The sequence below is a fragment of the Myxococcus sp. CA056 genome (genome assembly GCF_013336715.1).
GTDB lineage: Bacteria > Myxococcota > Myxococcia > Myxococcales > Myxococcaceae > Myxococcus > Myxococcus llanfairpwllgwyngyllgogerychwyrndrobwllllantysiliogogogochensis.
The window spans coordinates 361,466-386,129 of the sequence record NZ_JABUMT010000005.1; the positions used below are offsets into that span (position 1 = coordinate 361,466).

2 protein-coding genes (1 of these 2 only partly in view) are annotated in these 24,664 nt (G+C 71.4%); both read right to left on the reverse strand.

Annotation, left to right across the window (positions count from 1 at the left end):
• Positions 1–12,279: a non-ribosomal peptide synthetase/type I polyketide synthase gene (locus HUA76_RS23780; protein ID WP_174462156.1), complete on the reverse strand. Its 12,279-nt coding sequence runs from the start codon at positions 12,277–12,279 to the stop codon at positions 1–3.
• Positions 12,272–24,664: the 3' portion of a non-ribosomal peptide synthase/polyketide synthase gene (locus HUA76_RS23785; RefSeq protein ID WP_174462157.1), read on the reverse strand. Its footprint extends 5,610 nt past the window's final position; only the last 12,393 of its 18,003 coding nucleotides appear in the window; its start codon lies beyond the right edge, outside the window — the gene reads right to left on this strand; it ends in the stop codon at positions 12,272–12,274. The genes HUA76_RS23780 and HUA76_RS23785 overlap by 8 nt, the downstream gene beginning before the upstream one ends.

The window sequence follows — 24,664 nt, forward strand, 5'->3', positions numbered from 1 at the left end:
TCACGCCGTCTCGTGCCTTCCATGGGCGAGGCCCAGGGCGTGCGTGCGTCGCGGAAGCTCGGACAGGCGCTGGTCGGGGGCCGCGACGATGAACTCGAGCAGGGCCTGGAAGTCGTCCTGCATCGCCTGGATGCTCTCGTGCTCGAACAGGTCGGCCTTGTACTCGAAGGTACCGCCCAATCCTTCCGGTGCCTCCACGACGTTCAGCTTGAGGTCCGTCAGGGACCGGGTGCGATGGAGGGGGAGAGGGGACACCGACAGCCCGGCCACGGAGGTGGCTTGTGCGCGATCCACGCGCGTGAACGAGAAGCCGACCTGCCACGGGGGCGGCATCAGCTTGACCAGTTCGGTGTGCGGAAGCCCCTGGTGCTGGAACGCCTCCAGGTACGTCGAGCGAGCCCGCCGGAGGACCTCGAGGAAGCTCGGGTCACCCGACAGGTCCGTCCGCAACACCATGTAACCGGCGAACATCCCCAGGACCTTCTCCAGTTCCATGCGCTGGCGGTTGGCGTGCGAGAAGCCGACCGCGATGTCCTCCTGCCTGGCGCAGCGCGACAGGACCACCTGGAATGCCGCGAGCATCAGCACGAACGGCGTCACGCCCTCCTTGCGGCAGAGCGCCCGGGTTGCCCTGGAGAGCTCGGGCGAGAGGTGGAACGGCTGGAGGCTGCTCACGATGCCCTCGTGCCGCTGGCGCGGGCGCCGGTAGGGAAGCGCCACCTCCAGGACTGGACTGGCGAGCTTCAGGGACCAGTAGGCGCGCAGCTGTTCCAGCGCTCCCCCGCGCAGCCAGTCGTGTTCCCAGCGGGTGACGTCGCGGTACTGCAGCGCGGGCTCGGGGAGCCGCGGCGGCAGCCCTTCACGGAGCGCGGCGTAGACCTCCGCCAGCTCGCCCATGAAGAGGGACGTGGAGACGTAGTCGGTGATCGCGTGGTGCTGGTTGAGGAGCAGGACGTGCGTGTCGGCGGTGAGGCGGAACACCCAGGCGCGGAGCAGCGGTCCCTGGGCGACGTCGAACGAGCGGTGCTGCGCCTCGTCGATACGCCGCATGAGCTCCGCCTGGCGCTGTTGCTCCGGCAGGTCGCCGAGCTCGACCACCTGGAGCCGTGCTTCCCCCTGCGAGGCAATCCGCTGCATCGGAGTGCCGTCGATGAAGGGGAAGCTCGTGCGGAGGATCTCGTGGCGCCGGACGAGCAGGTCGAAGCCTTCCCGCAGTGCTTCCGTGTCGAGCGGGCCGTCCAGGCGGAACGCCGCCGGGGAGGAGTTCGCGAGGTCCTCGGGCCCCTTCTCCTCGTCCGACCAGTAGACCTGCTGGCGCGGCGAGAGGGGCAGCACCTCGCACGGTGGCGTGGCAACGACTGGCGGGACGCGCGGCCCGGACGTGCCTCCGAGTGAGTCGATATGCGTGGCGAGCGCCGCCACGGTGGGCTTCGAGAAGAAGTCGGTCAGCGACAGCTCCAGGCCGAAGACTCCGCCCACGCGCGTGGTCACCTGGGTGGCCATGAGCGAGTGTCCGCCCAGCTCGAAGAAGTCATCGTCGACGCCCACGGACCCGCACTGGAGGACGTCGGCCCACACCTCGGCGATGAGCTCCTCGGTGGGCGTGCGGGGCGGGGTGCGCTGGCGGGTATCATCAGTGCCGGGCGCCGCCTCGGGAGCGGGGAGCGCCTTGGCGTCGACCTTTCCGTGGGGTGTCAGCGGCAGGGCCATGAGGAGCACCCACGCGGACGGCACCATGTAGTCGGGGAGCCTCTCGCGCAGGAACGCACGGAGGTCCTCGACGGCGAGCCGCGTGTCCTCCCGGGCGACGAAGTAGGCCACGAGCCGCTTGCCTCCCGCCGCGTCGGCACGGGCCACGACGACGGCCTCGTGCACCCCGGGGGCCTGCCCGAGCACCGCCTCGACCTCCCCCAGCTCGACGCGGAAGCCGCGGACCTTCACCTGGTTGTCGACGCGGCCCGAGAACTCGAACTCGCCCGACGGCAGGGCGCGCACGAGATCTCCCGTCCGGTACAGCCGCTCACCGGGGGTGAGCGCGAAGGGGGACGGGATGAACCGTTCGGCGGTGAGGTCCGGGCGCTCCAGATACCCACGCGCCAGTCCCACGCCACCCACGTACAGCTCGCCGGTGCTCCCCAGGGGAACCGGTTGGAGGTGGGGGTCGAGGACGTAGAGCCGCACGTTCGGGAGCGGACGGCCGATGCTCGGCCGCTCGACCTTCACGTCAGGGCTGATGCTCGCGCACACCGTCACTTCGGTCGGGCCGTAGGCGTTGAGGAATCGCCGGCCCGGCTTCCACCGCGCGGCGAGCTCCGGCGTGCACGCATCGCCTGCGGAGATCACCACCCGCAGCGTGTCCAGCGCTCGCGGCTCCAACTGCGCGAGCACCGGCGGCGTGAGCGTCACGGTGGTGATGGCCTCCCGTTGAATCAGATCGCGCAGGGGCGCACCGGGCATCAGCTCGTTACGGAGGGGCAGATGGAGGCAGCCGCCGCCCAGCAGGGTGGCGAAGACCTCGGAGACAGACGCGTCGAAGCCGAGCGCGGCGGCCTGGAGCACCCGACTCCCGGGCGCGATGTCGAAGGCCGCCACCTGGGCCAGCGCGGTGTTGCACAGGCCCCGATGAGCGAGCAGGACGCCCTTGGGCTGGCCCGTGGAGCCCGAGGTGAAGATGACGTAGGCCAGGTTCTCCGGCGTCACGTCGACCGACGGCGCGCTCGTGGGGTGGCGGGCGATGTCCGTCCAGTCCGAGTCCAGGCAGACCGGGAGCTCCGAGCGGAGGGGCAACTCGTCGAGGACCGCGTCCTGCGTGAGCAGCACCGACACGGCGGACTCCCGCAGCAGCAGGGAGAGCCGCTCCGTGGGGTAGCCAGGATCCAATGGGACGAAGCTGCCCCCCGCCTTCAGCACTCCCAGGAGGGCCACCACCAGCTCCAGCGAACGTTCCAGGCAAACGCCGACGCGCAGCTCGGGCCCGACGCCGAGCCCACGCAGGTGGTGCGCGAGCTGGTTGGCCCGCTGGTCCAGCTCCGCGTAGCTCAGCGCGCGCCCCTGGAAGGACACGGCCGGCGCTTCCGGTGTGCGGCGCGCCTGCTCCTCGAAAAGGTGGTGCGCGCAGCGGTCCTCCGGGAGTTCGGCGTCCGTCGCGTTCCACTCGACGAGCAGCCGGTGGCGCTCCTCGTCGGCGAGGACGGGCAGGGCGGACAGCCGCAGGTCCGGCGCGGTGACCACCGCCTCCAGCACCCGCTGGTAGGCCGCGGCCATGCGCGCGATCGTCGCCTCGTCGAAGAGGTCGGTGCTGAACTCCCACAGCCCGACGAGGCTGCCCTCGAACTCCTCCAGGACGAGCGTGAGGTCGAACTTGGACGACGCGTTCTCGAACGCCACGCCGCTCAGACTCAGGCCCGGGAGCTGGAGCTCCGTGAACGGCTGGTTCTGCAGCGCCAGCTTGACCTGGAACAGCGGCGTATGGCCCAGACTCCGCTCGGGGTTGACCGCTCGGACGAGCTCCTCGAAGGGCAGGTCCTGGTTCGCGTACGCCTCCAGCGCCGTGTCACGCACGCGCGTCAGGAGCGCGCGGAACGGGGGGTTGCCGTCGAGCTGCCCGCGGATGACGAGCTGGTTCACGAAGAACCCGATGAGCCCCTCCAGGTCGGCGTTGTTGCGGCCGGCGACGTCGGTCCCCACGGTGAGGTCTTCCTGCCCCGTGTAGCGCGAGAGCAACGCCTGGAAACCGGCCATGAGGGTCATGAACAGCGTGACCCCCTCCGTCCGGCCCAGCCGCTTCAACGCCTCCACGAGAGGCGGCGGTAGCGTGGCCCGGTAGTGGGCGCCCCGCAGGCTCTGCGCCACCGGACGAGGACGGTCCGTGGGCAGGGCCAGCACCGGCGGCACGCCCGCGAGCCGACGCCGCCAGTACGCGAGCTGGGCCTCCAGCACCTCGTCCCGCAGCCAGCTCCGCTGCCAGTGCGCGAAGTCGGCGTACTGCAGCACCGGCTTCGGCAGGGGCGAAGGCTGATCCGCGACGAAGGCGACATAGAGCGCCATGAGGTCCCGGACGAGGATTCCGCGCGACCAGCCGTCCGAGATGATGTGGTGCATCGCGAACACCAGCACGTGCTCCGCCTCGGACAGTCGCAGCAGCGAGAGGCGTAGCAGCGGGCCTTGGGCCAGGGCGAAAGACCACCCCGTCTCCTTGGCGACGAGCCGGGCGACCAGGTCTTCGCGCTCGGGCTCGGGGAAGTCCGACAGGTCCACGCGCCCCAGCGGCACCTCGAGCTCGGCGGCGATGCGCTGCACCGGCTCCTCTCCCACGAACTCGAAGGTCGTGCGCAGGCTCTCGTGGCGCCGCACGATCTCCGCGACGCAGCGCTCGAGCACCTCGGCGTCGAGCGCCCCACGAACCCGGATGGCCCCCGAGATGTTGTAGGCCGGGTCGCCGGGCCGCAGTCGATCCACCACCCAGAGGCGCTTCTGCGCGAAGGACAACGGCAGCCCTTGCGTGCGCGGTGCGGGCACGAGCGGCGGCCTGCCCCTGGCCGACTGCCTGCTCATCGCGAGTTCGTCGATGCGCGCGGACAGCGCCTCCACGGTGGGGTGTGTGAACAGCTCACGCAATGGGACTTCGACTCCCAGGGCCACACGCACGCGCGACACGGCCTGGGTGGCCAGCAGCGAGTGCCCGCCCAGGTCGAAGAAGCTGTCGTGAATCCCCACGCGCTCCACCGACAGGAGCTGGGCCCAGAGTCCGGCGACAATCTCCTGGGTCGGTGTCCGCGGCGTCACGGAAGGAGCCCCGCTGTTGGCCCCACCGCGCCGCCGGGCGGCGGTCGCCGCGGGCATGAGCGCCGCCCGGTCCGCCTTGCCGTTCGGCGTTCGTGGCAGCACATCGAGGAGCAGGTACGCAGAGGGGAGCATCGGCTCGGGCAGCCGGGCCGCGAGGAACGTGGTGAGTTCGGTATCGCTCGGAGCCCCGGCGTCGCTGGCGACGATGCAGGCGACCAGCCGCGTCTCACCGTCCTGCTCGGGAACAGCGAGGACCACGGCCGCGCCCACTCCCGGGCAGCGCGTCAGGTTGGATTCAATCTCGCCCAGCTCCACCCGGTTTCCACGCACCTTCACCTGGTCGTCGCGCCTGCCGACGAACTCGAGCGCACCGTCAGCGCGCCAGCGCCCGTAGTCGCCCGTCGCGTAGAGGCGGGCCCCGGGCCGGTTCCCGTCCGGGTGCGGCACGAAGCGCTCGGCGGTGAGGTCGGGCCGCCCGAGGAAGCCATGCGTCACGCCGTTGCCGCCGATGTGGATGTGGCCGACGACCCCGGCGGGCACACGCTCGCCGCGGGCATCGAGCAGGACCACCTCGGCGTTGTCGATGGGCCGCCCCGCGGGCACCACGCCCACGAGGTCCTGGGGCGTGGCGATGTGGAACGTGCTCGTCAGCGTGCACTCGGTGGGGCCGTACTGGTTGACGATTCGCACGTGCGCACCGAACACCGCGCGCGCCCGCTCCACGTCCGTCGCGAGGAGCCGCTCGCCACTGCAGAGGATCAGCCGGACCGTCCCCAGCTCGCGCGGCCGGGTCCCCGCCGCCGCCAGGAGCAGCCGGAGCAGGCTGGGCACCACGCTCGGCAGCAGCGTGACGCGGTAGCGCTCGATGGCCGCGAGCAGTTCCTCGGGATCTCTCCCGCGATCGCCGTCGGCGAAGACGACGGGCGTGCCCATCAACACCGGCGCCAGCATGTCGCGCAGCGAGGCGTCGAAGGAAGCCGAGGCGAGCTGCAGCGCGACGTCACCCGGACCGGGCCGATAGGTGCGCTCCAGGTAGTCGACGTAGTTCAGGATGCCGGCGTGGTGGCCGATGATGCCCTTGGGCATGCCAGTGGAGCCGGACGTGTAGACCAGGTGCGACACGTCATCGCCCTGGAGGTCGGCCGGACGCGGCGACGCTCCCGGTGAATCGGTGAGCGACTCGACGAGGACCGCGCCTTCCCGCCACGCTTCCGGGAGTTGCTCACGCCGAGGCCCATCCGTGACGACGACTCGGGGGCGCGCGTCGCCCAGCATGTAGGCCACGCGCTCCGCCGGGTAGCCCGGATCGAGCGGCACATACGCGCCGCCCGCTTCGAGGACGCCGAGCAACGTGGCGAGCAGCTCGGGGGAGCGGGGGAGGAAGACGGCGACCGGCGTCCCTCGTCGGACCCCGTGCCGTGCCAGCTCGCGGGCCACGACATGGGCGCGGAGGGCGAGGGCGTCATAGCGCACGGTGCGCTCGCCCATGAGCGCGGCGGGCGCCGCCGGCGTGTGGTCCACCCACGCTCGGAAGCGCTCGAGGATGGACCGGGGCGAAGGTCGCTCACGCCGTCCTGACTCCAGGTGCGCGAGTTCACGCTGCTCGTCCGCGGACAGGAGCGATACGGTGTCCAGCCGCTGGTCGGGGTTGGCTGCCACGGCCTCGAGGAACATGCGCAGGTGGCCGAGCAGGCGCCGCGCGGTGTTCGCGTCGAACAGTGCCGTGGCGTACCGCAGTGTCCCCTGCAACCCGCTGGCGGTCTCCGTGAAGGACAGGCTGAGGTCGAACCTGGCCGGCTCTTCCGGCGCTCCGACAGGGCGCAGCTTGAGACCCCCGGGCAGGGCCAGCTCTGGAACCGGCGCGTTCTGCAGGATGAGCAGGACCTGGAACAGCGGCGAGCGGCTGCGGTCGCGCGGTGGCGCCAGGGCTTCCACCAGCTTGTCGAAGGGGATGTCCTGGTGGGCGTAGGCCGCCAGCGTCACCTCGCGCACCCGACCCACGAGTTCGCGGAACGTGGGGTTGCCCGACAGCCGCGTTCGCAGGGCGAGCGTGTTGATGAAGAAGCCGACGATGCTCTCGAGCTCGACGCGGTTGCGCCCGGCGATGGGTGTGCCCACGACGATGTCGTCCTGCCCCGAGTGACGGGCCAGGACCGCTTGGAAGCCCGCGAGCAGGACCATGAAGAGCGTTGCGCCCTCGCGCCGGCCCAACTCCTTCAGCCCGTCGGTGAGCTCACGAGGGAGGTCCAGCGGATGACTCGCCCCGTCGTATGACGGCGTCGCTGGCCGGGGGCGATCCGTCGGCAGCTCCAGCGCCGGAGGGGCTCCCGCGAGCCGCGTGCGCCAGTGCGCGAGCTCCGCTTCGAGCACGTCACCCTGGAGCCGCTCCCGCTGCCAGCGGGCGAAGTCCGCGTACTGCATGGTGAGCTCGGGCAGGCGGGGCCGCCGCCCGGCCGCGAAGGCCGTGTAGAGCTCCGCCAGCTCACGGATGAGCAGGCCGAGTGACCACGCGTCGAAGATGCTGTGGTGCACTGTAAGGGTGACGACGTGCTCGCGCGCGGCCAGCTTGATGAGTCGGGCGCGCAGGAGCGGTCCCTTCTCCAGGTCGAAGGGCCGGCGTCCCTCTTCCTCCGCGACGCGGCGTGCCTCGTCCGCGCGCGTGTCGTCGGAGCGATCGCGCAGGTCGGTGACGGGTACCTCCAGGTCGAGCCGGCGGGCGATCACCTGGACGACCTGGTCCCCCTCCTCGACGAAGGTGGTCCTGAGCGCCTCGTGGCGAGCCGCCAGTGCATCGAGGCTCCGCCCCAGGGCGCCCACGTCGAGGTCACCGTCACACTGGAGCGCCGTGTGGATGTTGTAGACGGACGTGCCCGGCTCCAGGCGCTCCCAGAACCAGAGGCGCTGCTGGGCGAAGGACAGTGGGGCGCGGGACGGTGTGGTGCTCGCTGTCGTGGGCGCGGGATCTGGGCGCGTCTCGGGCCCGCTCCGGCTTTGGGTGATCGCCTCCGCGAGGCCGGCGACCGTCGGGGTCTCGAACAACGTCCGGATCGGCAGCTCGACCCGGTAGGTCTCTCGCAGGCGCGACAGCAACTGCGTCCCGAGCAGCGAGTGCCCACCGAGATCGAAGAAGCTGTCGTGGCGGCCCACCGGGGTCACGCCGAGGAGCTCCTGCCACATCGCCGCCAGCTCCTGTTCCAATGCGTCGCGAGGGGCCATGTAGCCGGTCGCGAGCTGGGGGCGCGCATGCGACGACACCGCGCTCGCCGCGTCCCCACGCGCCGCCACCGGCTGGACCCAGGTGGCCAACCGCGCGGAGAGGTCTCCGGTCGATACGACCCAGCGCGGAACGTCGCCGCGGAGCACGCTCCGGAACGCGGCGACGCCCTCGGCCATCGTGAGCGCCAGCATCCCCTCGTCGAGCGTCTCCTCGTCGCCCCAGCCATCCCAGTCCACGCTGAGCCAGGGCGTGGAGTCGCTCCGGTTCTGGCGGGCAGCGAAGGCGTCCATGAACAGGTTTGCCGCCGCATAGGCCGCGAACCCGATTCCTCCCAGCACCGCCGCCAGGGAGGATTGCAGCAGCACGAAGTCCAGCGCGCGGCCCCGCAGCGCGCGTTCGAGCGCCAGGACTCCGCGCACCTTCGCGTCGAATTGCTCCGCATGCCGCGCGTCACCAGGGTCCAGGACCGGGACGTGGGCCCGCTCACCCAGGCTTCCCGCCGAGTGGATCACCCCGTGGAGGGCTCCGAAGCGCGCCTCGGTTCGCGCGAGGACCTCCGCGACTTCCTCCGGGCGGGAGATGTCCGCGCGGAGCACAAGGACTTCGCCACCGCGCTGCTCGATGACGAGCAGTTGGCGGATGCGCCGCGACGTTTCGTCGTTCGAGCCATGGGAAGCCAGCCACGCCTCCCACGCTTCGCGCGCGGGAAACGCTGACCTGCCCACGAACACCAACCGCGCCTGGAACGACGTCGCGAGTTCCTCGGCCAGCGTCAGTCCGATGCGCCCGAGCCCACCCGTGATGAGGTAGACACCGCGCTCACGCAGCCGCCCCTGTCCCCCCTCTGGCGGGCGCGCGCGCTCGTAGGTCTCCGCCCAGCGGCGTCCACCCCGGTACGCGATGACCGGCTCGGCCGTTTCCACGCGGAGCTCGTCCACCAACAGGCGCGTGAGCCGCTCTCCACCCACCTCCGCCGGGGCGACGTCGATTGTGCGCACGTGCAGGGCGGGGGACAGCTCCTGCGGCAGGACCTTGCATGCCCCCACGAGGAGCGCGCTCGCCGGACACAGGGACTCCTCTCCCGTGACGTCCTGGGCTCCGGCGGTGACCACGATGAGTTCGACAGCGGCCCCTGCCTTCCGCGTGTGCAGTGCGCTCGCCAGATGCAGCAGATCATGGAACCCGTTCACCGCCCGATCCACCGTGGAGGCCTCGTCCAGCGAGGCCCCGGCGACGCTCCCCAGGTGGACGACCCGCTCGGGCTTCCATCCATCCGCGTCGAGCTCCGCGAGCAGGCGCGTGTAGCCCTCCGGCTGTCCCTCGGCCACGGTGAAGCGGCGAGGTCCCTGGCGGCCGTAGGCGTCCGTCGTGGCCACCCTCACGACGTCCCCGCCCGTGGCCTCCAGGCGGTCGGCCAGCGCGGGACCGAGGCGCTCATCGAGCATCACCAGCCAGCGTGTCGCCGCCGTGCTCGGGCCGGGCCGCACCGCGTGCTTCCAGCCCGGGACGTAGAACCAGTCGGCCAGCGAGCCCTGCTTGCGCACGAGCCCCGGTCCTGTCACCGCCCGCGCCTGGGTGAGCCCGGCACCGGCGCGCGGTTCAATCCAGTACCGGTCGCGCTGGAACGGGTAGGTGGGCAGGGGCAGCCGGCGACGGTGCTCGACGGGCTGGAGCCCGTTCAAGTCGAGCGCGGCCCCGGCGAGCCACAGCTGTCCCACCGCCTCCAACACGCGCGTCCGGTCAGAGACCGACTCGCGCGGGTGCCGCAGGGTGGACAGGATGGTGCTCGGCCCTGACGACCGTGCCGCCTGCCTCACCAGCGCGCCGAGCGTCGTGCCAGGACCGACCTCCAGGAACACGTTCGCCGTGTCCTCGAGCAGCAGCTTCGCTCCGTCGGCGAAGCGCACGGCCTGGCGCAGGTGCTCCACCCAGTAGCCTGGGTCCGTGGCCTCCTTCTCGGTGATCCAGGTGCCGGTCAGGTTGGAGACGTAGGGACGGCGAGGCCGCGACAGCCGCACACCACGGACCTTCGCGGCGAAGGCCTCCAGGATGGGGTCCATCATCGCCGAGTGGAAGGCGTGCGACGTGTGCAGCCGGCGGAACTCGACCTTCCGCCGGGTGAGCACCGCCTCCAACGCCTCCACCATCTCCGTGGGGCCCGAGGCCACGCAGAGCGCGGGCCCGTTGACCGCGGCGAGCGACAGCGCGGGGCCGAGCAGGGGCCGCAGCTCGGCCTCGGGGAGCGCGACCGAGAGCATCGCGCCCGAGGGGAGCGACTGCATGAGCTGGCCGCGCGCTGTCACCAACGCGAGCGCGTCGTCGAGCGTCAGCACTCCCGCGATGCACGCGGCGACGTACTCGCCAATGCTGTGACCGAGCATCGCCTGCGGCGTCACGCCCAGCGACATCCACAGCTTCGCCAGGGCGTACTCGATGACGAAGAGCGCCGGCTGGGTCACCGCCGTCTGGGTGAGCCGAGCCTCCGCGGCCGAGGGGTCCACGTCGGACGGTGGGAACAGCACCTCGCGCAGGTCGAAGCCGAGCAGGGACTTCAGGCGGGTGCAGCAGTCATCCACATGCTTGCGAAAGACGGGCTCCGACGCGTGCAGCTCCTGCCCCATGCCCACGTACTGCGCACCCTGGCCGGGGAACAGGAAGACGACAGGGCTCGTGGAGTCCTCCTGGAGGGTGGTCCGCAGGCGCTGGGGGTCTCTCGCCTCCAGCGAGGCGCGAGCATCCTCCGCGTCACGGCAGACCAGGACACGGCGGTGCGAGAACCGCTGGCGCCCCACCTGTAGCGTGTGCGCCACCTGGGCGAACTCGGCCTCCGGGTGCTGCGTCAGCCAGGTCTGGAGGTTCGAGGTGGCGGCCTCCAGCGCGGGCACGGTGCGCGCCGACAGCGTGAGCAACTGCCACGGGCGGCTGGAGGACGTCGAGGAAGGCCTCGCGGGCGCCTCCTCCAGGATGACGTGCGCGTTCGTCCCGCCAATGCCGAACGAACTCACGCCGGCCCGGCGCGGCGTGCCGTCGCTCTCCCACGGCCGCAGCGTGTCGTTGACGAAGAACGGGCCGCTCGCCAGGTCGAGCTTCGGGTTGGGCTGCTCGAAGTGGAGGCAGGGCGGCAGCTCCCGGTGCTGGAGGGCGAGGACCGTCTTGATGAGCCCCGCGACGCCAGCAGCGGCATCGAGGTGCCCGATGTTGGTCTTGACCGAGCCGAGCGCACAGCGCGCCCGCGCACCCTGCGAGAGCCGGGCGCGGAACGCCTTGGTGAGCGCGGTGACCTCGATGGGGTCGCCCAGGGGCGTGGCCGTCCCGTGGGCCTCCACGTACGTCACGCTCTCCGAGGGGACGCCCGCGATGCCCAGGGCCTCGGAGACGACCGCGGTCTGCCCCTCGATGCTCGGGGCGGTGTAGCCCAGCCGTGCCTCGCCGTCGTTGTTGACCGCCGAACCACGGATGACCGCGAGGATGGGGTTACCGTCCGCGAGAGCGTCCGCGAGGCGCTTGAGGACCACGACTCCCGCCCCCGAGCCGCGCACCGTGCCGGCGGCCTTCGCGTCGAAGGTCCTGCAGTGCGCGTCCGGTGAGACGACGCCGCCTTCCTGGTAGGCGTAACCGGTCCGCTGGGGTAGGGCGATGGATACGCCACCTGCCAGCGCGAGGTCCGACTCGCCCGTCAGGAGGCTCTGACACGCGAGGTGGATCGCCACGAGCGAGGACGAGCAGGCCGTCTGCACCGCGATGCTCGCGCCGCGCAGCCCCAGCTTGTGGGAGATGCGTGGCGGGAGGAAGTCCTTGTCGTTGCTGATGGTGACCTGGAAGGTCCCCATGCCCTGGAGGACGTCCGGGCGGGAGAGCAGGTTGCTGTAGAGGTACGAAGACGCGCCCGCGCCGCCGAAGACGGAGATCTGCCCTCGGTATGCCCGGCTCGCGTACCCGGCGCGCTCGAGCGCCTCCCAGCAGCACTCCAGGAAGACGCGGTGCTGCGGATCGAGCACCTCCGCGTCGCGCGGGCTGAAGTCGAAGAACCCCGCGTCGAAGCGGTCCACGTCTTCGAGCACGAAGCCCGCGCGGACGTAACCGGGCTGGTGGATGCGGGCCGGGTCGGCGCCGTCGGCCAACAGCTCCTCGTCGGTGAAGACGGTGCGCGCCTCGACGCCACGGCGAAGGTTGTCCCAGAACTGCTCGAGCGTCGCGGCCTGGGGGAAGCGGCCGGACATGGCGATGATCGCCACGCCCTCCGGAGAAGGCTCGGACCGCTCCATGTCGTCACTCATGGGAATCCTCCGGATTGCCGTCCGAGTCGGCCTGGGTGGGGCCGGCGCGTCCTCGCCTCCGGGCCTGCTGCCGTTCGAGCAGGGCCCTTCGGGAATCGAAGCGCTCCTCTTCGGCGGCGGTGTCCACGGGCGTGGCCGCGGCCTCGGCGATACGGCGCAGGTGCGCGGCGAGCGCGCTCACGCTCTGGTGCTGGAAGAGCTCGACGAGCGGGAACTCCACGCCCAGCGCGCTCTGGAGCTTGCCGTGGATCTGCACGAGCGAGAGCGAGTTGCCGCCCAGGTCGAAGAACCCGTCGTGCAGGCCCACCCGAGGCACGTTGAGGACCTCCTGCCAGATTCCCGCCACGGTGCGCTCGACGTCGCTCCGCGGCGCTTCGTATGTGGCCGCCGAGCCCAGGTGCCGAGCGTCGGGCGGCGGCAGCGCCTTGCGGTCGAGCTTGCCGCTCGACGACAGGGGCAGGGTGTCCAGCACCACGAAGGTGGCGGGGACCATGTACAGCGGCAGCCGCTCGGTGAGATATCCGCGCAGCCCCGGCACCTCGAGGCCCGGCCCGTCGCCGGTGACGTACGCAACCAGTCGGCGAGTGCCGCCTTCATCTCGCGCCACGACAGCGGCATCCCTCACCGCCGGGTGCTCGCGTAGGACAGCCTCCAGCTCTCCGAGTTCGATGCGGAAGCCGCGCAGCTTCACCTGTCCGTCGGCGCGCCCGACGTATTCGAGCTCGCCGTCCGCGCACCATCGGACGATGTCGCCCGTGCGGTACAGGCGCGCGCCTGGCAGCGCGCCGAAGGCATCCGGCACGAAGCGCTCCGCCGTCAGGTCCGGCCGGCCCGTGTAGCCGCGCGCCACGCCCGGTCCGCCGACGTACAGCTCGCCGGCCACGCCGACCGGGGCGGGGACGAGGCGCGCATCCAGCACGTACACCCGCACGTTGGGGAAGGGCCGGCCGAGGGTGGGACGCTCGGGGTCCACCGCGCCGTTGATGGACGCGCAGATGGTCACCTCGGTGGGACCGTAGGCGTTGAGCAGCCGTCTGCCACGGCTCCACCTGCGGGCCACGTCCGGCGTGCAGGCCTCACCCGCGGAGATCACCGTCTCCAAGGCGGGCAACCCCTCCGGCTCGAGCTGCGCCAGCACCGACGGCGTCAGGGTGACCGCGGTGATGGCGTTGTCCGTCAGCACGGCCCGCAGCGGGGGCCCCGGCAGCAGCGCCTCGCGCGGCGCCAGGCACAGCGTGGCTCCCGCCAGCAGCGTGGCGAAGATCTCGCACACCGACGCATCGAAGCTCGTCGCCGCGAACTGCAGGACGCGACTGCCCGGATGGAAGCCATGCTCCTTCACCGCCGCGAGCGCCGTGTTGCTCAGGCCGCGGTGCGTGAGCAGCGTGCCCTTGGGTCGCCCCGTCGAGCCCGATGTGTAGATGACGTACGCCAGGTTGTCGGCGTCGACGGCGACGTCCGGTGGCGTCTCCGGTGCGCCTTCGCCCACGCTCGGCTCGAGCACGTGCACCGTCACGCCCGGCGCGGCCACGCCGTCCGCCAGATGCCGTTGCACCAGCAGCAGCCGGACGCCGCTGTCGGCGAGCATGAACGCCAGACGCTCACGCGGGTAGCCCGGGTCGAGCGGCACATATGCGCCACCCGCCTTGAGCACCGCGAGGATGCCCACCACCAGCTCCACCGAGCGATCCACGCACAGGCCCACCTGCACCTCGGGACCCACGCCCAGCGCCCTCAGCCGGTGCGCCAACTGGTTGGCCCTCCTATCCAGCTCGCGATAGGTCACCCGTTGGTCCTGGAACGTCACCGCGAGCGCCTCCGGCGTTCGTGCCGCCTGGGCCGCGACCAGCTCGTGCGCGCACCCCGACGGAAGCACCGCCTCCGTGGCGTTCCAGTCCACCAGCACCTGGCGGCGCTCCACGTCGGACAGCAGGGGCACTCGGGAGGGCTGGCGGTCGACGTCCTCCAGCACCGCCTGGAGCAGGCCGACGAGGTGTACCTCCATCCGGCGGATGGTCGCCCCGTCGAACAGCCGCGTGTTGTACTCGATGGCCCCGGTCAGCGCGCCGTCCTCCTCCATGAGCGTCAGGATGAGCTCGAAGCGCGCGGTGGGCAGGTCCGGCTCGAGCGGCGTCACCTTCAGCTCCGGCAATGCCAGCGCCGGCACCGCCGTGTTCTGCAGCGCGAACATGACCTGGAACAGGGGCGAGCGGCTGAGGTCGCGCTCGGGCTGGAGCGCCTCGACGACCTTCTCGAAGGGCACGTCCTGGTGGGCATACGCCCCCAGCGTTCCGTTCCGCACGCGGGCGAGCAGCTCGCGGAAGCTCGGGTCGCCCGCGAGGCTGGTGCGCAGCACCAGCGTGTTGACGAAGAAGCCGACGAGCTGCTCGGTCTCCTCGCGGGTGCGTCCCGCGATGGGTGAGCCCACGCAGATGTCGTCCTGCCCGGAGTAGCGGCTCAGCAGTGACTGGAACGCCGCGAGGAGCGTCATGAAGGGCGTGACACCCTCCTGGCGGCTCACCGCCCTCACGCGTGCGGACAGCTCGGGCGACCAGCGGATGCGGTGGCTCGCGCCGCTGTAGGTCTGAACCGGGGGCCGCGCGCGGTCCGTGGGCAGGTCCAGCGCACGGGGCGCCCCGCCGAGCTGGTCCTTCCAGTAGCCGAGCTGCGCCGTCAGCACTTCGCCTTCCAGCCACTGACGTTGCCAGAGCGCGTAGTCCACGTACTGGATCGGCAGCGGTGCCAGGGGCGATGGGCGCTTCTGCCGGAAGGACTCGTAGAGGGCGGCCATCTCCCGCACGAACACGCCCACCGACCAGCCGTCCGAGATGATGTGGTGCATCGTCATCGTCAGGACGTGCGTGTCCTCGGAGAGCTCGAGCAGCACGGCTCGGATGAGCGGCCCGCGCGCCAGGTCGAACGGCCGGCGCACCTCCGCCGCGCACCTGCGCAGGGCGGCCTCCTCGCGCTCCTCGGGCGTGCCTTCCATCCGCACCCGCTCGAGGACCGATGGGAACTCCGAGGCCACGACCTGGAAGGGCAGCCCCTCATTCATGCCGAACGTCGTGCGCAGGCTGTCGTGGCGGCGCACCACTTCCGCGAGGCCGTGCTCCAGGGCCTCCACGTCGAGGTGCCCGCTCAGCCGCATGGCATGGGAGAGGTTGTAGAGCGCGCTGCCGGGCTCCAGCCGGTCGAGGAACCACAGGCGCTGCTGCGCGAAGGACAGGGGCAGCCGCTCCCCGCGCGGCATTCGCGTGAGCGGCGGCACCGGTGGCCCGCCTTCCTTGCGCGCCAGGGCTTCCACTCGCTCTGCCAGGTGCTCGGGAGTCGCGGACTCGAAGAGCACCCGGAGCGGCAGCTCGACACCGAAGGCCGCCCGCAGCCGCGATACGAGCTGCGTGGCCAGCAGGGAGTGTCCACCCAGGTCGAAGAAGCCGTCCTTGATGCCGACCCGCTCCACGCCAAGCACCCGCGAGAAGAGGCCGGTGAGGATCTCCTCGGTGGGAGTCCGTGGGGGCACGTAGCCCTCCGTGCTCCCGGCGAACAGCGCTTCGGGAGCGGGCAGGGCCTTGCGCACGACCTTGCCGTTGGAGTCGAGTGGCATCGCCTCCAGTCGGATGAACGCCGCGGGCACCATGTATTCCGGCAGCCGTTCGAGGAGCCAGCGGCGCAGCTCCGCGGCCTCCGGCAGCTCCTGGCGGCCCACGACGTAGCCCACCAGCCGGCGGTCCTCCGCCACCTCGTGCACGGTGACCACGGCCTCCTTGATGGTCGGGTGCGCTCCGAGCGCTGCTTCGATTTCGCCCAGCTCGATGCGGAACCCACGGAGCTTCACCTGGCTGTCCAGCCGGCCCAGGAACTCCAGCCGCCCATCGGCGCGCATGCGCGTCCTGTCGCCCGAGCGGTACATGCGCGAGCCAGGAGGGCCGAGTGGATCCGGGAGGAACCGTTCGGCTGTCAGGTCCGGCCGGCCCAGGTATCCCCGCGCGAGGCCACCGCCCGCGATGAACAGCTCGCCGGGTGTTCCGACCGGTACCGGCCGCAGGTGCGCGTCGAGGACGGACACGCGGGCCCCGGAGATGGCGCGGCCAATCGTGGGGAGCCCCTGCTCGACGTTGGATGGCACCACGACGTCGAAGGTCGCGAGCACGGTCACTTCGGTGGGGCCGTAGACGTTCAGGAGTTGGTACGGCGTCTCGGCGGTGGGCCGCCGCCGGAGCTGTTCGCCACCGACGACGATGACGCGCACGCGGTGGTGCGCCGGGAGCGGCTCGGCCAGGACCAGCTCCCCGAGCGCCGTGGTGAAGAAGGCCGTGGTGATGGCCGTGTCCGCCATCCAGCGCGCGAGCGCGGCGGGCGCGGCGCGCACCTCGTCCGGGACGATGACCAGCGTCGCTCCGGCCGCGAGCTTGGGCCAGAGCTCCAGCATCGATGCATCGAACGCGGGGGATGCCAGCACGGCCCCGCGGTCACCCGGGCCCATGGGGAGGTCGCGCTGATGCCACGCGGTCAGGTGGGCCAGCGCGGCGTGGTCGGTGGTGATTCCCTTGGGGACGCCCGTCGTGCCCGACGTGAAGATGACGTAGGCGGACTGGGACGGGAGTGGCTCCGGCCTTTCGGTGGTGCCTTCGTCCTCGCCCCTGTCCGCGTCGGACGGACGGACGTTGGCGAACACCACCTGGAGACCCGAGGGCAGACGCGCCGCCAGCGCGGGCGAGGTCACGACGACCGCCGCGTGAGCCTCGGCGAGGATGACGCGCAGGCGCGCGTCCGGCATGGTCGGGTCGAGCGGCATGAACGCGCTGCCTGCCTTGAGGATCGCAAGCTGGGCCATCACCATCTCCGCCGAGCGGTCCAGCAGCACCGCGATGGGATGCGTCCCATGGGAGTCCATGCGCGCGAGCCTGTGTGCCAGACGCGAGGCCTCGCGGACGAGATCGCCGTAGGTGAAGACGCGCTCCCCGTCGATGACCGCTGGCGCCTCGGGTGCGCGTGAGGCCTGTCCGGCGATGAGGGAGAGCACGCTCGGGTGCACCGGAGCTGGCTGTGGCTCGAGGGACGGAAGCCCGCTCGTATGCGTGAGCGCCAGCCGCGACAGACGCGCCCGCGGCTCGGACACGACACCCTGGAGCAGGACGCGCAGCTGGTCCTCCATCCGGGAAATCGTCTCCGCGTCGAACAGGTCCGTGTCGTACTCGATGAAGCCGTCGAAGCCGTCAGGCCCCTCGCGGAGTGACAGGGCCAGGTCGAACTTGGCCGCCTGGCTCTCGGTGGGCAGCGCCCTGAGGACGAGCCCCGGGAGGGTCAGCTCGGCCGTCGGCGCGTTCTGGAGGGCGAACACCACCTGGAAGAGGGGCGGGTGGCTCAGGCTGCGCTCGGGGTGCAGTTGCTCCACGAGCTTGTCCAGCGGGACGTCCTGGTGCGTGTAGGCCGCCAGCGTCACCTCGCGGACCCGGCCGAGCAGCTCCAGGAACGACGGGTCTCCCGCCACACTCGTGCGCAGGACGAGCGTGTTCACGAAGAAGCCGATGAGGCCCTCGACCTCCGTACGCGTCCGGCCCGCGACGGGCGTTCCCACGCAGAGGTCGTCCTGGCCGGACGTTCGCGCCAGCAGCGTCTGGAACGCCGCCAGCAAGACCATGAACGGAGTAGCCCCCTCCTTCTGGCCGAGCGCCTTGATGGCCTCGGACAGCTCCCTGGGCAGGGCCACGGCGTGGGTGGCTCCACGGTAGGCGCGGACGGGGGGGCGGGGGCGATCGGTGGGGAGTTCCAGCAGCGGGGGGGCGCCGGCGAGCGTCGTCCGCCAGAAGTCGATCTCAGCCTCGAGCTCCGGTCCATCCATCCACCGTCGCTGCCACGCCGCGAAGTCGGCGTATTGATAGTCGAGCTCCTTGAGGGGCGAGGGCTTTCCACCGGAGAAGGCCTCATAGAGCGCGGCCACCTCGCGGATGAGCACGCCGGTGGACCAGCCGTCCGAGATGATGTGGTGCAGCGTCACGAGCAGCGTGTACGCGCGCTCGTCCTGCTGGATGAGCACTGTGCGCAGCAGCGGTCCCCGCTGGAGGTCGAACGGGGTCCGCGCCTCCTCGGCCTTCAGGCGCCGCTCCTCGGCGTCGCGCTCCGCCAGGGGCAGACCGCGCAGGTCCACCCGCCGCAGCGGCAGCTCGCCCACCGGGGAGATGACCTGGATCGGTTGCCCGTTCTCGGCGCGGAACGCCGTCCGCAGGGGCTCATGACGCGCCACCAGCGCGGCGAACGCACGCTCCAGCGCGGCTGCGTCCAGGTCACCTTCGATGCTCAGCGAGGCGGGGATGTTGTACGCGGCGCTCCCCGGCTCCAACTGGTCCATGAACCAGAGGCGCTGCTGCGCGAAGGACAGCGGCAGCGCCCTGTCACGCGGCACGCGCACCAGGGGCGTCCACCGCACGCCCACCCCGGCGTCGAACGCTCGCTCGACGTGCTCGGCGAGCGCGCCCACGGTGGGCGCATCGAAGAGCGCACCCACCGGCAGATCGATGCGGAAGGCATCTCGGACGCGGACGATGGCCTGCGTCGCCGTCAGCGAGTGGCCACCGAGCGCGAAGAAATCGTCATCCCGCCCCACGCGCGGTCGTCCGAGCACCATGGCGAGGATCTCGGCGATCCGTTCCTCGACCGGGGTCCTCGGCGCGGCATACGCCATGCCGTCCGTCACCGCCTTCACGTCCATGTCGGGCAGGGCCTTGCGGTCCACCTTGCCGTTGGGGGTGAGCGGTAGCGCGTCCAGGGTGAGGAACTCCGAGGGCACCATGGGCTCCGGCAGCCGTGTCAGCAGCCAGCCTCTCAGCTCCAGGGAGTTCGGCGGCGCGTCGTGGGCGACGACATACGCGATCAGCTTGCGGTCACCGCCGTCGTCCCGCACCGCCACGGCCACTTCCTTCACGGCCGAGTGCTCGGCGAGCACCGCTTCAATCTCGCCCAGCTCGATGCGGAAGCCGCGCACCTTCACCTGGTCGTCGATGCGTCCCAGGAAGTCGAGCTCCCCGTCGGCGCGCCAGCGCACGAGGTCTCCCGTGCGGTAGAGGCGCTGCCCCGGCGTGGAGGAGAACGAATCCGGCACGAACCGCTCGGCCGTCAGCGCGGGCTGCTGGCTGTAGCCACGCGCGACGCCCGCTCCGCCGATGTACAGCTCACCCGCCACGCCGACCGCCACCGGCATGAGGTGCGCGTCCAGTACGTACAGCTTCGTGTTGGCGATGGGGCGGCCAATGGGCACCGTGCTCCCGAGGGCGGTCTGGGGACCCACCTCGAAGGTGCAGCAGCCCACCACCGTCTCCGTGGGGCCGTACTCGTTGATGATGCGCGTGGCCGGCGCCCGCTCACGCCAGAACGCGAGCGCGGCGGAGGTCAGCGCCTCGCCACCCACGACGAAGCAGCGCACGCGGCCAGCCACGGCCACGTCGCCAAGCTGCGTCTCCAGGAGCGACAATTGGGTTGGCGTCAGCTTGACGAGGGAGAGGTCCGTGCCCGAGCGCAGGACCTGGGCCAGCCCTTCGCCCGCCTTCGTGTCGGGCACCAGGACGACTCGTCCTCCCGCCATGAGGGGCGTCAGCAGGCTGGTGATGGTCAGGTCGAAGCCCAGCGGCGAGTGAACAGGCGCGCCCGCACCCGACGCCGCGTCATAGGCCTCGCGGCTCCACACGAGGTAGTTGACGGCGCCCCCGTGCGTCACCATGACGCCCTTGGGCCGGCCGGTGCTGCCCGACGTGTAGAGGACGTAGGCCAGTTGGTCCGCGTCCACCGTCACGCCGAGGTCCGTGTCCTCCTCGGGGGACAGGTCGATCTCGTCGAGGCACACCTGCGGCCCCCCGGTGTCGGGGAGTTCGTCGCGGAGGATGGAATGGGCGACCAGCACCTGGGCCGCGCTGTCCTTGAGCACGTAGGCGAGCCGCTCATACGGGTAGCTCGGGTCGAGCGGCACGTAGGTACCGCCGGCCTTGAGGACGCCCAGCACGCCCACCACCATGTCGAGGCCGCGCTGAAGCGCGAGCGCGACCCGCACCTCCTGCTTCACTCCGTTGCGCCGCAGGACGCGCGCGAGCTGATTCGCCCGCGCGTTCAGCTCGCGGTAGCTCAACGAGAGGGCGTCGACCTGGAGCGCCACCGCGTCGGGCGTCCGCTGTACCTGGGCCTCGAACAACGCGCCGACGTGCTTCGCGGGTGGCGCCTGCGTGGCCGTGTCGTTCCAGGAAACGAGCAGGCGGTGACGCTCCTGTGCGTCGAGGAGCTGGCAGGACTCGTAGCGGCCCAGCGGGCGCAGCGCCATGTCCTCCAGCGCGCGCAGGTAGATGCCGGCGATGTACTCCAGCCGGTCCAGGTCCCACTCGCGCCCGTGGCTGCGCAGCGTGAGCTTCACGTCCTGGGTCTCCGGGTCCACGCTGAACGTCGTGTCGAGCGGCATGTCCAGCCACGACGTCTCCCAGTACGGCTCCACCAGCCTCATTCCCGGGATGCGCGTCAGCCCCTCGGAGACGTGGAAGTGGACGAAGTTGAAGAGGGCGTCGAACAGCGGGCGTCCCCCCAACTGTTGCTGCATCCGCGCCATCGGGTAGCGCCGATGCGGGGAGAGTGCCTGCTCGCGGGCGAACACCTCGCGGACCAGCTCCACCCAGGTACCTCCGCCGAGCCGCACCGGGAAGGGGACGCTGTTGAGGAACAAGCCCAGCACCCGCTCGCCGTCGCTCACCTCCGGGCGGCCGTTCACCACGAAGCCCGTCACCACTTCGGAGGCCCCTTCGAGCACCCCTCGGACCCGCAGGTGCGCCGCGAGCAGGACGCTCTTGATGGGCACCACGGCCTGGTGGGCCAGAGCCCGGAGTCCCCTGGCCAACGGCTCCGTCAGCGGGAACTCGCGAAACAGGAGCGGGCCCGGCGCCTGGGCTCCCGTCCGGCGGGCGGCGTCCACGCGCACGCGTGACACCTCGGCCAGCCGCTCCTGCCAGTAACGCTGCGTCTCCTCGGAGTCGAGCGCCTGACGCTCCAGCGCCACGAACTCGCGGTACACCGCCTCCAGCGGAGGGACGGGCGCCGCCGCGCCCCGCCGAACGGCCAGGTAGCGAGGGACGAGCTCGGTCAGCAGTGACGCGAAGCTCCAGCCATCGAGAATCGCGTGGTGGAAGATGACGGACAGCTGCACCGTGTGCTCACCGCGCCGGTGGAAGCCGAAGCGGAGCAGGGGCGCCCGGTCCCAGGCGAAGGGGCGGCTGCGCTCACGGCCGATCCACTCCCGCAGCACGGTGTCCTGCTCGGCGCGGGACAGGTGACCGAGGTCCTCCACGTGCAGCGGCACCTCCGCCTCGCGGTGGACGAGCTGTAGCGGGACGCTGTAGCGGACCAGATCGAACGAGGTCCGGAGCACGGGGTGGCGCGCGGCCAGCTCCTGGAGGACGTGCCGCAGCGGCTCGGGGCTGGCGTCCTCCAGCTCCAGGTGGAAGCTGAAGGCGTCATGGTAGAGCGCCGACTGCTGGCTGTACTCGCTCTGGAAGAGCATGCCCACCTGGAGCGCGGCCAGAGGGTAGGCGTCCATGACGTCCGCGGGCAGCCGCGCCCGGTCCTCGGAGGACACCAGGGAGAAGGGCTGGCTCGCCGCCGCCGTCCGGGGTGGCTCCTGGTGCAGGAGCGTCTCGGCCATGGCGCGGACGGTCTGCTTCTCCAGGAGCGTCGCCACCGACAGCTCGACGCCCCGCTCGCGGCAACGCGCCACGTACTGGATGGCGCGGATCGAATCGCCGCCCAGGTCGAAGAAGCTGTCGTCGATACCCACGGTCTTCACGCCCAGCGTCTCCGCGCCCACTACGGCGAGGATCTCCTCGGTAGGAGTGCGAGGGGCCACGTAGGTCGTGCCGAGCTCGGGGCGCGCCCCATCCGGCGCCGGCAACGCGCGACGGTCGACCTTGCCGTTGGCCGTGAGCGGCAGCTCCGCGAGCGTTACGACGGCGGCTGGCACCATGTGCGCGGGCAGCTTGTCCGACAGGAAGGACCGCATCCCGTCGACGGTCACCGTCTGGCCCTCGACGGGAACGACATAGGCCACCAGGGACTTCTCTCCGGCGAACTCACGCGCCACGACCACGGTGTCCCGCACCGCCGGGTGGCGTCGCATGGCGGTCTCGACTTCCCCTGGCTCGATTCGAAAGCCACGGACCTTCACCTGGTTGTCGACGCGGCCGAGGAACTCGAGCGTGCCGTCACGGCGCACGCGGCACAGGTCACCGGTGCGGTACAGCCGGGCCCCGGCCGTGGTGCCGAAGGGGTTCGGGATGAAGCGCTCCGCGGTCAGCGCGGGCTGGTGGAGGTAGCCGTGCGCGAGCCCGTCTCCCGAGGCGTACAGCTCTCCAGGCGCGCCGATGGGGACCTGCGCCAACGCCGGGTTGAGCACGTACACCTGTGTGCCCGGGACGGGCCGGCCCAGGGGCACGCCCGCGCGGAGGTCCTCACGGTCCGTCACCGGGAAGCAGCAGGTGAACGTCGTGTTCTCCGTGGGACCGTAGCCGTTGATGACCCGGCAGGTGGGGTAGGTCTCGAGCACGCGCGCCACGTGCGGAGCCGACAGCACGTCACCGCCGGCAAGCAGCTGACGCACCGGGGCCAATGCTCCGAGGTGCGTGTCGACGACCTGGTGGAACAGGCCCGCCGTCAGCCACACCGTGGTGATGTGCTCACGGGAGATGAGCCCGCCCAGCTCGTCGAGTGACGGCGCGTGCGGCGGCGCGATGACCAGCCGGGCGCCGTTCAGCAGCGCGCCCCAGACCTCGAAGGTGGACGCGTCGAAGGCGAGCGGCGCCAACTGCAGGAGGGTCTCCTCCGACGACAGGCGCACGTAGCCCGGCTCCTGGACCAGCCGGAGCACTCCGCGATGGGGCACCGCGACGCCCTTGGGCGTTCCGGTCGAACCGGAGGTGAACAGGACGTAGGCCTCGGACTCCGGGCCCACCGCGTGCGCCAGGTCGTGCTCCGGCCTCTGTCCAATCGTGGCCTCATCGCGGTCCATGCACACGAGCTGGGCCCAGTGCGCGGGCAGCTCGTCGGCGACCTCCGAGCGCGTCACGATGGCCGCCGGCCGTGCTTCCTCCAGCAGGAAGGATAGGCGCTCCGCCGGGTAGCTCGCGTCGAGCGGGACATAGGCGCCGCCGGCCTTGAGGATCGCCACCATGCCGACCACCAGCTCCAGCGAGCGCTCCAGCGCCAGGGCCACGCGGCTGCCAGGGCCCACGCCGAGCCCGCGCAGGTGGTGGGCGAGCTGGTTGGCGCGGCGGTTGAGCTCGCCGTAGGTGAGCGTCTGCTCCTGGAAGATGAGGGCCACCGCGTCCGGCGCCGCCGACACGCGCTGCTCGAAGCAGGCGGGGATGCACGCGTCCGGAGCGATGTGCCGCGAGGGGCCATTCCATGCCGCCAGTCGCTGGTGCTCCTCGCGGGTGAGCATGGGCAGGGCGGAGATGCGCTGTCCGGGGGCTTCGACGGCGGCGTGGGCCAGCAGGAGGAAGTGCTCCCACAGGCGCGCCATCCCCTCGCCGTCGAGGACGTCGGTGTTGTACTCGGCGACGACGCTCAGCCCCTGACTGTCGGGTGTGAGGATGAGCAGCAGGTCCCAGCGCGCCAGCCCGTTGCTCGCGCCTTCCATGAGCTCCAGGGCGAGGCCCGGCAACCGCATCGCGGGCATGGGGGCGTTCTCGAGGACGAGCTTGGCCTGGAAGAGCGGCTGTCCCGTGGCGGCGCGCTGGTCGCGCAGCTCCTGGACGAGCCGGCCGAAGGGCGTGTCCTGGTGCTCGTAGGCCTCCAGGGCGACCCGCCGTACGCGCGAGAGGAACTCCTGGAAGGTGGGCTGGCCCGACAGTGGCGTGCGCAGGACGAGCTGGTTGGTGAAGAAGCCGATGATGCCCTCGAGCGCGTCGTGCTCGCGGCTGGCGATGTCGGTGCCCACGACGATGTCGTCCTGCCCCGTGTGGTGATGGAGGAGGACGTCGAAGACCGCGAGCAGCGCCATGAAGAGCGTGGCGCCCTCACCGCGAGCGAGCGACTCCAGCCGCGTGGTCAGCTCCGCGGGGAAGGTGAAGCGCCGACTGTCACCGCGGAAGCGCTCACCCGGAGGGCGCGGCGTATCGGTGCGCAACTGGAGCGTGGGCAGCTCCGTCAACTGCTCCCGCCACCAGGCCAGGTTCTCCGCCAGCACGCCGGACTCGAGCCAGCCGCGGTGCCACGCCGCGTAGTCGGCGTACTGGATGGGCAGCTCCGCCAGCGGCGAGGGCCCGCCCTGGCTGAAGGCGCCGTAGAGCGCCGCGAGCTCGCGCAGGAACACGCCGCCCGACCAACCGTCGGAGACAATGTGGTGCAGCGTCAGGCAGAGGAT

Bases quoted from the DNA above. Each gene is read 5' to 3' on its own strand.
- HUA76_RS23780 (WP_174462156.1), bottom strand. From the start codon at position 12,279: ATGAGTGACGACATGGAGCGGTCCGAGCCTTCTCCGGAGGGCGTGGCG.